At 58.9% G+C, this 12,110-nt stretch carries 8 protein-coding genes; 3 read left to right on the forward strand and 5 right to left on the reverse strand.

Annotated features, from left to right (window positions below):
- The first annotated feature begins 88 nt into the window (after nucleotides 1-88).
- Both pssA and BM70_RS0103015 read left to right on the forward strand, forming a co-directional pair.
- Nucleotides 89-1,432 carry a CDP-diacylglycerol--serine O-phosphatidyltransferase gene (pssA, locus tag BM70_RS0103010; protein WP_025854630.1) on the forward strand — a complete coding sequence of 448 codons (1,344 nt, stop codon included), beginning with the start codon at nucleotides 89-91 and terminating at the stop codon, nucleotides 1,430-1,432.
- A 387-nt stretch (nucleotides 1,433-1,819) separates the two neighbouring features.
- Nucleotides 1,820-5,275, forward strand: coding sequence for a hypothetical protein (locus tag BM70_RS0103015; protein ID WP_155952108.1), 3,456 nt, complete (start codon nucleotides 1,820-1,822; stop codon nucleotides 5,273-5,275).
- 44 nt (nucleotides 5,276-5,319) lie between these two features.
- On the opposite strand, the gene efeO (BM70_RS0103020) is transcribed toward BM70_RS0103015, so the two are convergent.
- The 4 genes from efeO (BM70_RS0103020) to efeU are packed head-to-tail and all read right to left on the reverse strand — an operon-like array spanning nucleotide 5,320 to nucleotide 9,543.
- A complete protein-coding gene (efeO, locus tag BM70_RS0103020) occupies nucleotides 5,320-6,138 on the reverse strand; it encodes an iron uptake system protein EfeO (protein WP_025854632.1) in 819 nt (272 codons plus the stop codon).
- 27 nt (nucleotides 6,139-6,165) lie between these two features.
- Nucleotides 6,166-7,470: an iron uptake transporter deferrochelatase/peroxidase subunit gene (gene efeB / locus BM70_RS0103025; protein WP_025854633.1), complete on the reverse strand. Its 1,305-nt coding sequence runs from the start codon at nucleotides 7,468-7,470 to the stop codon at nucleotides 6,166-6,168.
- Between the two features lie 14 nt (nucleotides 7,471-7,484).
- Entirely contained in the window at nucleotides 7,485-8,687 is a 1,203-nt protein-coding gene (efeO, locus tag BM70_RS0103030) for an iron uptake system protein EfeO (protein WP_025854634.1), read from the reverse strand.
- Nucleotides 8,688-8,697: 10 nt separating this feature from the next.
- Nucleotides 8,698-9,543 (reverse strand): iron uptake transporter permease EfeU, encoded by an 846-nt coding sequence (gene efeU / locus BM70_RS0103035; RefSeq protein WP_025854635.1) that lies wholly within the window; start codon nucleotides 9,541-9,543, stop codon nucleotides 8,698-8,700.
- Between the two features lie 167 nt (nucleotides 9,544-9,710).
- Between efeU and BM70_RS0103040 the strand changes: the two genes are divergently transcribed.
- On the forward strand, nucleotides 9,711-10,727 hold the full coding sequence (locus BM70_RS0103040) for an AraC family transcriptional regulator (protein ID WP_025854636.1): 1,017 nt from the start codon (nucleotides 9,711-9,713) through the stop codon (nucleotides 10,725-10,727).
- Between the two features lie 140 nt (nucleotides 10,728-10,867).
- Here the strand turns inward: BM70_RS0103040 and BM70_RS0103045 are convergent, their stop codons facing one another.
- Complete coding sequence (locus BM70_RS0103045; protein ID WP_256220871.1) at nucleotides 10,868-12,052, reverse strand: MFS transporter; 1,185 nt, start codon at nucleotides 12,050-12,052, stop codon at nucleotides 10,868-10,870.
- Nucleotides 12,053-12,110 lie beyond the last annotated feature (58 nt).

Raw genomic sequence — 12,110 nt, forward strand, 5'->3', positions numbered from 1 at the left:
TAAAATTTTTGCATGCGCCACAGCGAGACCTGAGCACCCCCATGGTGTAAGCTCGGGGCCTCTTCGGATTCGACCCATTGCGAGCCTTATGCCGTCGTTCTTCAAACGCTCCCTGTTGCCCAAACTGCGTGGTTTCCCCCTCACTCCCGATGCCCTCGAGGTGCTGTCCGGTGCCGACGCCTATCGTCGTTGCCTGCTGGAGAAGATTGCCCAGGCCACCCGGCGCATCTATATCGTCGCGCTGTACTTGCAGCAGGACGAAGCGGGGCAGGAAATCTACGACGCCCTGCACGCCGCCAAGGCTGCGCGGCCGGAATTGGACGTCGTGGTGGTGGTCGACTGGCTGCGCGCCCAGCGCGGCCTGATCGGCGCCGGCAAACAGCCGGGCAACAGCGCCTGGTACCAGGCCATGACCCAAAGCCACAGCAGCGAAGTGCCGGTGTATGGCGTGCCGGTGCAAACCCGCGAGTTGTTCGGTGTGTTGCACCTCAAGGGCTTCGTGATTGACGACACGGTGCTGTACAGCGGCGCCAGCCTGAACAACGTGTACCTGCACAAATTCGACAAGTACCGCTTCGACCGGTACCACTTGATCCACAGCAAAGCGCTGGCCGACTCCATGCAGCACCTGGTGGAGCACGGCCTGGTGGCGTCCAAGGCGGTCAATCGCCTGGACCTGCCCAACCCGCCCACCACCCGCAGCCTGCGCAACGACATCGGCGATTTGCGCAGCCGCCTGAAACACGCGACGTATGACACCACGACCGGGCAACTGCCCAATGGTCACCTGTCGGTCAGCCCGTTGCTCGGGGTTGGCAAGAACAACCCCCTGAACCGCGTAATTCTCGAACTGATCGCCAGCGCCCAGCATCAGCTAACTATCTGCACCCCGTACTTCAACCTGCCGCTGCCGGTAACCCGCGAAATCAACCGCGCGCTGGCGCGTGGGGTGAAGATCGATATCGTCGTCGGCGACAAGACCGCCAACGACTTCTACATCCCGCCCAGCGAGCCGTTCAAGGTCATTGCGGCGCTGCCTTACCTCTACGAAATCAGCCTGCGCCGCTTTGCCAAGCGCCATCAGCCGATGATCGACAGCGGCCAGTTGAACCTCCACCTATGGCGCGACGGCGATAACACTTACCACCTCAAGGGCATGTGGGTCGACCAGCGCTACACCTTGCTTACCGGCAACAACCTCAACCCGCGCGCGTTCCGTCTCGACCTGGAAAACGCCTTGTTGATCGATGATCCCAAGAGCGAGTGGCTGGCGCCGCGACGCACCGAGCTGGCGCAGATTTTCCAGCACACCACGCGGATCGAGCGGTACCAGGATCTGCAAACACTGCCGGATTACCCCGAGGCGGTTGGCAAATTCCTGCGCCGGGTCAGCCGGGTGCGGATCGAGCGGCTGTTGTACCGGATTCTATGAGCTTCCTACAGTCCTCTTAGCTGTTTTCCCCATCGTTCCGGAAAAGTCTGGAGCCTAGGCTGCCGATAGATTTCTTACTCTCTCTAAACCGTTCATGGACTTACGGTTTCATCCTTTAAGGTGCAATTGAGAGAGAGCATACCCATGTTGGTAAGTCCTGCGCTGACCCGAATGCCTGCGGCCCAAATCCCTGTTTATCCCGGCGCCACCATCGTTGCTGAGGAGCCGATGGGCCCTCAATCTCCCGTACCAGAGGCCCCCGGGCGACGTATACGGCGTGAGTCGGGCAGCGCAGAGCAACAACACTCTACGCCCAGCTGGACCTTGCCTGCCGCACCTCCCGCTAACTCTGGGCGGGCATCTGCAGATACCGCGCTGGGGGAACGCTTGCTGACCTCAATGGAAGGCGGTTATTCCACAGTAGAAGTCCCGGCGGACAGCTCTTTGGCGCCTGCACTCGACATTTACGCAAAAGTACTGGCTCATCCGCAGTTACAGGCATGGTTCGCCAGCAAAGGTCTGGAAATGTCTACCTTGACACTGCACCGCGACAGTATCAGCGGTTATGTCCACCGTGACGGTGTCCGTACGGCCGTAACATTCAGCACCACGGACAGCTCCGGATGGGGGCAGGCCAGCGTGAGGCTACGCAGCATCAGAGATGTGTTGGACCCGGCCGACAAGGGGCTTCCTTATTTGCTGGCAGGTGAATTCTGGGTGCCCCATTCCTTGGTCTTGCAGGCCTTTGGCTTACAACTTCCCGTCTTTACAGAGGACCAGGATGAGTTGATGGCGTCCTTGCGTTCCTCCGGGCTGGTGATGCCTGCGCAGCAGTACCAGCAGCTCAGCGTCAGTCTTGAGCGCGTCCGGCAATCCGTTGGTGATCTGGATGAGCGCGCCTTCCTGGCGGACCAATTGGAGAGCGCCGTAAAGGACCTGCCTGACGATACTCCGTATGACTGGTCAACCCAGCTGGCGCAGTTGTCGGTGAGCACGCCACTGGCGGCGGGAGATGAGGTTGCACAGGCCCGGTTGAAACGTTTCAGTGAATCGCCGGCTGTTCAGGCGTTGATCAAAGACCTGATATGGCCGGGCCAACCGTTTCGTGTGTCCGAGGGGCGGTTCGAGCACAAGACCCCGGGCGGGGAATGGATTGATCTCACTGCGTCCATCAGCGGCGTGACCGAACTGGACACTGAGTTTCGCCAGTTGGTCAGCCTGAGCCAAGATCAGGGGAACGCCTTGTACTCAGTGCCTTATTGTGATGTGCGTCAGTACCTGGACAACAAGGGGTTGGGCTCACCGCGGACCGCTGGCGAGACGCGCAATGTTGTGCAGTGGTTGCGCGCCGCGACCCTGCCACCCGTGCCACCGTTGGGAAATTATGCCGCTCTGATGGCACGGGACTGGACCCCGGGCCAACTGACTTCGGACGATAAAGCCATCCTTAAGGCCAAGGCCGACCAGCGCTTTGGTGGCGAAGCACCTCGCGGGCTTTACGACCTTGACGAACTCACCGAGCAGGCATTGCAAGCCAACCCCACTGAAGCGCTGGAAACGCTGCTAAACGGTCCTGACGCCTTGGCTTTTGGCGAGGAGCTGGCGCGGGACCTGAAATGGATGGATTTGCCGGTGCCCAAAGCGGTGAGCCAACAACTGGTGCTTGCTGCGCTCGCTCTACACGCCGATACCGAGGCGCCCGCGCAGCCAGGCTTCATCGCCGGCTACAACGTGTATCAACCTGCGAATATGGGGCGTTCCTTTAGTGAAGTACGCCGTGATGTTGAAAAACATCTACAAGAACGAGGCCTCGATCCAAAACTCGCCGTGTTGGTGGCCCACATCGGCCTGGCGCAGGCCGCTCCCGAGTTTCTGGTGAGGGATGTACCTCCATCCATCCGCGTCGGTACGCCTGCATGGGTGGAGCTACGCCTGGGGGCTGCGATGGCGGATCGTATAGCGCCCGGGACATCCCGTGGAATGACTGAAGAACAGGTCAGCGAGCTGACCACCCTGGCGCCCACCAGCGAGGCGCAGGCGTCATTGATGCAACTGCATGCGATGAAATTATTGCTGGATTGGGCGGTGCTCAACGGGGTCACTCCAGCGCCGATTGACGGGGAACACCCTCCAGAGGCGCTCAAGACCGCCAGCGAAGCGTTTTTCAAACAGCGCGAAGAGGTTAACACCGCCTTGAGCGCAGTGACGGCGATGCCGGATCGCAAAGCCATGGCAATCCAGGAATTGCTAAAGGTATTTCCAGATGTCACGGCCAGCCAGTTGGAAGCGATGACGGTAATGATCGCCGACAGTGACGTACGGCGGAACATGTCCGTCTCCGAGCCGCGTACGCGTTCTCTGGTTGAAACGTACATGACCGGCGACTTGACGCCGGGTAAGTGGGTACTGACCCACGATATGCCGCAATCTGAGGTTCGTCCCCGGACATCTCCCTTTCAGCGTACCCCGGAAGTCACAGCGCCCCAAGAGAAACGCGATGCGTTGGATGCACGAATCCGCAAGTTGCCGACGCTAGACACGATGCTGCAAACAGCGGTCAATGAGCACCGACAATCGCTCCAGACCGTCTATACCACGCGGCTCAAGCTGATGTTCTCCGAACTTTCATTGGAGGATCGCCAAATGTTGGAGTTGGGGACGGTCCAGTTGTACGGCATACGCGGGGAAACCGGGTTGCCCCCGGCCACGGAGACAGCCGCAGATCGGGCTGCGGCTCGGGGTCGGCAAGGCACGCTGTTGCGCGCCGAACTGGATGGCAAGGTGAGTTATTACGAAGTGTTTGCGAACGGCACGATCGTCAAGCGCACCGATCTTCCAGAAAAACTTAAATTAGGCGATGCCTCGGGTGGCAAACCCAACCCTATGGGCTTGGATGGCATTTATGTGACCGCGTTTACGGGCGGATTCAGCCTGGGCGTGGACTACGAAGCCTACGCTAAAGGCACTGAAGCGAAGCCTGGTAGCACGTCCAACGTCATTGTTGGAAAACTCGGTGGGCCTATCGCTGGCCGGTCACTTGCGGCCGGAGAGGCACTGGAAACCTACGTGCCTGACACTTATGCATCGTCGAAGACACACAGTATTGCGTCGCGTATTGCTGAGCTCAATTTCTATGAGGCCGATGACGCCATGTTGGCCCGGGCCAAAGGGAGTTTGCCCCTGGAAAAGCAACGCGAGGCGCTGGGGGCTGAAAAAGCAATTTTGCTCGGGCTGGTGCCCTTTGTGGGCGCCTACCAGGAGTTTGCCACCGGCAATATCGGCAAGGGATTGTTCAGCCTGGGTCTGGACCTGGTCGGGCTGGCCCTGGGCGCGGGAGGTCGGGCACGGGCGTTGATACGCGCGGGCAGGTCAATCACGCACAACCCGCTGGGTGGCCCCCTTCGCAAGCTGGGCAGCGCAGTGCATCCCCTCGCGCCAAAAGTCGCCTGGGCTAAACCCGTGGAGAGCTTCAGTGATCGGGCATTCAACTTCATCAAGGCGTCGGCGCTTTTCGCCAGTGCAGCCATGAACCCGGCGGATGGATATGGGCAACTGGTTAGCGCTGGGCTCAAGGGCCTGTTCAAACTACCGGTGCTGGCCAGTGGTGCGACGAGGCTTGGCAAGGCGGCCCCTCACCTGATCAGCGTTGAGGAAAAATTGAGAAGTTTTTGGCTTGCCGGCGCATGGGACTCTAAAGCGCCGACTGCGTCGGCCGGGTCGTCTGGTGTGTCTCAGGGGGTGCCGGTATCGGCGCAACGGCACGGGGGCGATTGGTACGCGATCAATCCAAAAACGAATCAACCATTTGGTACGCCATTGCGTGATTTCAGGCTGGGCGCTTGAGCCGCGTGGCGCTCGCCCGACAGCGCGGGCGAGCGCTACGACGGTCAGTTCAGGCCTAGCTTGCCACGCAGGGTCGACAGGTCTTCGGCCAGGGTATTGACTGGCCCCACCAAGGCTTTGCGGTCGTTTTCCTTGACCTTGTCGTAGGTCTCGAAACCACCGTCCTTGGTCTTGTACTTGGCCAGGATCTTATCCACGGTGGCGAAGTTCTTGTCGACCTTGGCCAGGAAGGCTTTGTCTTGTTTCTCGATCTGGCCACGGAACAGGTCGACGATTTTCTTCGCGCCGTCGATGTTGCCCTGGAAGTCATACAGGTCGGTGTGGCTGTAGCGGTCTTCTTCGCCGGAGATCTTGGTGGCGGCGACTTCTTCCAACAGCGCGGCGGCACCGCCCACGACTTTCTCAGGTGGGAAGGTCAGGCCGTCGACACGGGTCTTGAGGTCGTTGACGTCGGTGTTGAGCTTGGCGGTCAGGGTTTCCAGGCCCTTGGTGCTGTTCTGCGAGAACAGCGCGTATTCGATGCGGTGGAAACCGGTGAAGTCTTCGGCGGTCACGCCTTTTTCATGGTCGTCGACGCGGGAGTCGATGGATGCATCAAGGTCGCTGAACAGCTCGGCGATCGGCTCGATGGACTCATAGTGCACACGGGTCGGTGCGTAGAGCTTCTTGGCGGTGGCCAGGTCGCCTTTGTTGATGGCATCGGTGAACGCCTGGGTCTGGGTGACCAGCTCGCCGATTTCTTCAGTGACGTAGATCTTGTAGTCCGAGACCGGGCCTACCAAGTCCAGCGGCGCGGTAGCGGCGAACGCTGCCAACGGCGAAAGGGTCATTAACAACGACAACGCAATAGTCGACTTCTTCATGGGACGGTATCCGCTCTGGGTGTGTTTTTAGGTATGGGCAGTGGTTTGAGGGTGCGTTGCAGCGAGCAGCGTGCGCCCAATGAAATCCTTGGGCCCGGTGACCCCCGGCAAGGTGAAGAAATACCCGCCGCCGACCGGCTTGAGGTATTCCTCCAGGGGCTCGCCATTGAGCCGGGTTTGCACGCTGATAAAACCTTTCTCCAGGTCAGCCTGGTAGCAGATGAACAACAGCCCCATGTCCAGCTGACCGTTTTTGTTGACGCCGTTGGAGTAGTTGAACGGCCGGCGCAGGATCAGGTTGGCCTGAGTCTGCGGGGTACGTGGGTTGGCCAGGCGGATGTGGGCATCGAGCTTGGTCAACTTGCCTTCCGGGTCCTTGCTGTAGTCGGGGACCTGGGTTTCCTTGTCGCCATCCATGGGCGCGCCGGTCGGCTTGATGCGGCCGATGATGCTTTCCTGCTCTTGCAGCGGGGTACGGTCCCAGCGCTCGACGAAGTTGCGGATGATGCGCACGGCCTGATAGCTGCCGTTGGCCGCCCAGGCCGGTTCGTCGCTGCCGGGCTGCACCCACACAATCTGGTCCATGGCCTTGGCATCGTTGGAGTTCGGGTTGGCCGAACCGTCACGGAAGCCGAGGAAGTTGCGCGCACTTTGCGCAGGCTCGCCAGGTTTGGCCGGCGCCTGGGGCGGCACGCTGCCTTCCTGCTTCCAGCGCACCAGCAGCAGGTCGGGCAGGTTCTTCACGATGTCGCGCAGGGCGTGGATATTGGTGTCCGGGGTGTTGGAACTGAATTGCAGGCTCAGGTCGCCGTGGCACTGCGCCGGTTCCAGCGCATCGTTGGGGAAACCGACCATGCGGCTCAAGCGCTTGGGTTTGGCCGCTGTAAGGCCGAAACGCTCATCGAACAGCGATTCACCGACGGACACCGTGATGGTCAGGTTGTCCGGCGTCACCACCGGGCCGAGGATGCCGGAGTCGGTGGGCGGCAGTTTCGGGTCGACTTGCGGCACGGTGCCGCCGGTCATCAGGAAGCTGATGCGCTCGTTGAGGGTGCGGAACAGCCGCTCCAGGTCCTCACGATCACTGGCCAGTACGTCGAACGCCACGAGCATGCCGCAGGCCGGGCGCGGGGTGACGATGCCGCTCTGGTGCTTGCCGAAGAAGTCGTGGTGGTCCTGGGTCTTGTCACTGCGTGGTGCGGTGGTGACTTGCTCGGCGGCGGCCGCCATGGCCGGGCAGGTCAGGGTGCTGCCGGCAATCGCGGCGCCGGTGGCGGCCATGCCCAGCAGGACACGGCGGCGTTGGAGGTCGAATTGTTCAGAATCACTCATGTGTGCGGTCGTCTTCACTGCAGGCCGGAGAGGCCAAGGGCGGGGTCGATTCCATCGAGTGCAGCGGCCAGAGCCTTGGCCTTGTCGGCGATCTGCTTGCGCTGATCGGCGGTCACGCTGTCATAGGTGGCGTAGCCCTTGTCGACCTTGAAACCCTGGAGTTCGGCATCGAAGGCGGCGAGGGCGCTGTCGACCTTGGGCAACAGGTCGGCGGCGGATTTGGTCAGCAGCGGGCGCATCAGCTCCACGACTTTGTGAGCGGCTTCCAGGTTGGCGGCGAAACCATTCAGATCGACGTGGCTGTAGCGCTCTTCTTCACCGCTGATGGCGCGCACATCGGCCAGGCTGTTGAGGTTGCGCACCACGATGCTCACCAGTTGCTCCGGCGGCAGGGACTGCGCCAGCAGTTGTTGCTTGAGGGTGGTGACATCGGTCAGCAAGCGCTGGGCAATCGGCGCCAGGCCATCGAGGCTGCGTTGCTGGAACAGGCTGTATTCCAGGCGGTGGAAGCCACTGAAGGCCGGGTCCTGTTCGCGTTTCTCAAAATAGTCGGCGCGGGCGTTGATGGCGTTGTCCAGCTCCGCCAGGCGTTGCGACGCCGGGGCCAGTCGCTGGTAAGCCTCACGCGCAGGCACATAGAGCGTTTGCGCCTGAGTCAGGTCGCCGCTGTCGATGGCCTGCTGCAAGGCGGTCACTGCCTTGACCAATGCACTGCCTTGGCTGCTCAGGTACACGCGGAATTCCGACAACGGGCCGATAAACGCCACCATCGACGGTTTGGCCTTGGCCTGTGCGTCGGACTCGGCGGTGGGCGTCACGTGCAAGGTGCCACGCGGGTTGCTCAGCAGGCCGCAGGTGATCGCATAGTCACCGGGCAGCAGGTTGGCGTTGATCACCTGGCTGAGGCCGGGGGCAATGTTTTCCCGCTCTTCGACCACCAGCACGCCGTCGAGGATTTCCCACTCCACCGCACGGTCGGAGCGGTTGATGATGCGGAAGCTGGCGCGACCGGCGGGGACCGTCAGTTCATTCGGCTCGCAGGCGTGGCCATGAATGGTCACGGCGATCTCGTTGTGGTTGGCCTGGCGCTTGCTGGCTGCCAATTGCGAGGCGTAATAGAACAGGCCACCGGCGGCGATCATCACGACTACCGAGCCCGCCACGGCCCAGCGCAGGGCGCGGGGTGGCGAAGCCGGTTGAGGGGTTGGGTTGGACAAGGGGCGGTCCTTACTGACTGGAAACGGAAGAAGGTGCGGCGGCCGGCTTGGACGGCGCGGCAGGCAGGAAGAACATCACCAGGGCCACCACCAGGTAAATCAGGTAGGCGCCGAGGGTGCTGATGGTGGGCGCTTCCTGATAGCCGAACATCCCGGCGAGTACTGAACCCAGCGGGCTGTCCATGGGCAAGGCGGCGCTGAAGTCGAACAGCACGGTTTGCAGGTGATTCCACACGCCCGCTTCGTGCAAGGCCTGTACCGAATTGGCGAGGATGCCGGCGGCTACGACGAGGATAAACAGGCCAGTCCAGCGGAAAAACGCACCGAGGTTCAGGCGCATGCTGCCGGTGTAGATCAGGAAGCCAACGATGATCGCCAGGACCAGGCCGAGCAGGGCACCTATCGGCGCGCCCGGGCCTTCGCTCTGCTGGAACACGGCCAGCAGGAAGAACACGGTTTCCAGGCCTTCACGGGCCACGGCGAAAAACACCATGAGGATCAGCGCAGTGACCTGGTGCTTGGAACCGGTCAAGGCATGGTCAAGGGATTCGTGCAGGGAATGCTTGATGGAGCGCGCCACCTTGCGCATCCAGAACACCATGGAGCTGAGGATGCCCACGGCGACCAGGCCGACGATGCCTTCGAACAGTTCCTGCTGTTTTTGCGGGAATTCGGCGCTGACCAGTTCCAGGCCGCCACCGACCAGCAGGGCCAGCGCGGCGGCGAGAAACACACCGATCCACACCGCCGGCATCCATTGGCCGCGTCCGGTCTGTTGCAGGTAACTGGCAATAATGCCAACGATCAGTGCGGCTTCAATGCCTTCGCGCAGCATGATGAGAAAAGGAACGAGCATTCGGCACCGCATCACAACTAGATAGGAGCCTAAGTTGTAACATAATGATACTCATTACTAAACAAGCAATCTTGACGTTTGCTGAACCCTGGCTGAACGGTGGTGGCAAATCGCATCCCCCCTTATGATGCGTTCCATTCTTTGCGCAGTTGGACACTCGATTCACCATGTCGGAAAAAGACACCATCTCCATCCACCTCGTGCGCGAAGCCTTGTTGCAAAGCTGCGCACCGGGGGAGGCCAGTGCCGAAGTCTTGCGCAAGGCCGGGATTGACCCTGCACTGTTGGGCGTACCCAACGCACGGGTCTCGGCCACGACCTATGCACGCCTCTGGCGCCTGCTGGCGCGGCGCACGGACGATGAGTTCTTCGGCATGGACCCGCGCAAGCTCAAGTCCGGCAGCCTGGCGTTTCTCTGCCGCGCCGCGATGGCGCAACCCACCCTAGCGACCAGCCTGGAAGCCGGCCTGGGGTTCCTGTCACTGATGCTGGAGCGTATGCCCGCTGAGTTAGTGCGGCAACAAAGCCTGGCGGAGATCGTATTGCTGGAACCCGAGTCCGAACCCCACCGGGCGTTCACCTACTTTACCTATTGGATGATCGTGCACGGCGTCGCGTGCTGGCTGGCGGGGCGACGGATCCCGATCCTGGCGATTGAACTGCGCTGCCCAAAACCGGACTTCTGCGATGACTACCAGGTGATGTTCTCTGACAACCTGCGTTTCGATCGGCCGCGTACCCGCATGATCTTCTCTGCCGACTGCCTGGACCTGCCGATCAAGCGCAGCCCGGAGGAGCTCAAGCGCTTCCTGGCCCACGCGCCGGCCAACATCCTGGTCAAATACCGCGACCCCGACAGCCTCGCCACCCGCATCAAGCACGACCTGCGCCAGATGCCCCCCGATACCTGGCCGGAAACCGACGGCCTCGCCGCCAGCCTGTGCATCTCCGCTTCCACCCTGCGTCGCCGCCTGGCGGAAGAAGGGCAGACCTACCAAGGCCTCAAGGACAGTGTGCGCAAGGAATTGGCGATTGTGTGGCTGGCGGAGCCGCAGATCAGTTTTGCCGAGATTGCGGCGCGGCTGGGGTTTGCTGATACGAGTTCGTTTTATAAGGCGTTTCGCAAGTGGGCGGGGTCGAATCCGGGGCATTATCGGAGTTTGATTTTGAATGATGCTACATAGAGCATTAGTGCGCGGATAAGACTCTACTCCCTTCATGCGGTCGCGGTTCAGAAAAAAACATCACAAGGTCGGAAACGGCAAATTTGATGTCAAATTCGACCAGGACCGCCAAGCTGCGGATGGATTTCCAAAATCCATATTCAGGCTTCTTGTCTTGTTAAATCGTTTGTTTTGCCACCTAAGAGCAATGTTGTGCTTACACCAAACAAGCCAACAAAACAGGTGGCTGCAACTATGATCAAAGTCAGCGAGAAGCCATACATGTCTAATAGTCCTCCGAAAACAGTGTAAGAGATACCGATAATGACTGAGTTAACTAGATTTGCAACTGAGAGACAAGACGCTCGGATACGTGACTCAATATTGTCGTGAATATAGGTTTCATATGCGGTTTCATATATCGCAGGAAGCGACATTATTAGAAGAAAGGTTGCAATTGAAGTGATTACTCCGATATTTAAAGATAAAATAAAAAGAAGAAAGGTGACGGCGCAGGTCGTAGTGAGAGCAATTGTGCCGAGAGAGAGCCTGGAGCAAACGTAACCAGCAACCATGAACATTAATGCTGATATAGCTTCAACCGTAGCATAAATGCCAGCGATCATAGGCACGTCCAAACCCTGCAGGGAAAAAAATGGCTGGCCGTAGATGAACAAAGGAATCGTTGAAAGCTCAAATAAAGAATATCCAATAAATAAAGGTATAAGGAAGGCACCTTTTTTAGAACGGAAAAAATTAATGAGTAGAGTAAAAATCCCCTCTATTTTTTTATTGTTTACACCTGTTTGCTTGATCGGGTTAGGTGAGGTGTGCGGGAGTTTTATTTCTGGGATGAGTGTTACAGCAAAAGCTCCGATAAGCTTGGATAGCGCAAAAAATATATATACGATATTCCAGTCAAAAGTATCTTGCAATACGCCACCAAGAAGCATAGATAAACCTAACGAAACCGCACCAATGGCACGCGCCCGAGATATTATTTTAGGGTAGTCTTCCGCTCGATGCTCAGCTAGTAAGTTGTCATACAATAGTGCTCTGTCTGACCCGGAACCCATAGCGATACTGGCGCCGAATAAGCAAAATATAATTGCGAAAGGGATAAAAGAGGAAAATAACAAAAATCCAATGCCGCTTATAAATAATCCTAAGAAGCTAATGATAAGAGAAAATTTGCGGCCGTATCGATCGGCGAGTAAACCAGACGGAATCTCTAACGCTACTGAAGAAAAGAATAGAAAAGATTGAAGAATACCTATCTCTCCTTGTGTGATACCAAGCTGCAGCAGGTAAAGTACAAACAAACTTCTTTGAACATCAAGATTCATGAGTATCGATAAGGAGTAATATAGGTTGTCGTTCTTGTTTTTTAGTGTTTTTGAGATC

Origin of the sequence: Pseudomonas sp. CHM02 (assembly GCF_000612585.1) — a bacterium.
GTDB lineage: Bacteria > Pseudomonadota > Gammaproteobacteria > Pseudomonadales > Pseudomonadaceae > Aquipseudomonas.

Bases quoted from the DNA above. Each gene is read 5' to 3' on its own strand.
- pssA (WP_025854630.1), top strand. From the start codon at position 89: ATGCCGTCGTTCTTCAAACGCTCCCTGTTGCCCAAACTGCGTGGTTTC.
- efeO (WP_025854632.1), bottom strand. From the start codon at position 6,138: ATGAAGAAGTCGACTATTGCGTTGTCGTTGTTAATGACCCTTTCGCCG.
- efeB (WP_025854633.1), bottom strand. From the start codon at position 7,470: ATGAGTGATTCTGAACAATTCGACCTCCAACGCCGCCGTGTCCTGCTG.
- efeU (WP_025854635.1), bottom strand. From the start codon at position 9,543: ATGCTCGTTCCTTTTCTCATCATGCTGCGCGAAGGCATTGAAGCCGCA.
- BM70_RS0103040 (WP_025854636.1), top strand. From the start codon at position 9,711: ATGTCGGAAAAAGACACCATCTCCATCCACCTCGTGCGCGAAGCCTTG.
- BM70_RS0103045 (WP_256220871.1), bottom strand. From the start codon at position 12,052: ATGAATCTTGATGTTCAAAGAAGTTTGTTTGTACTTTACCTGCTGCAG.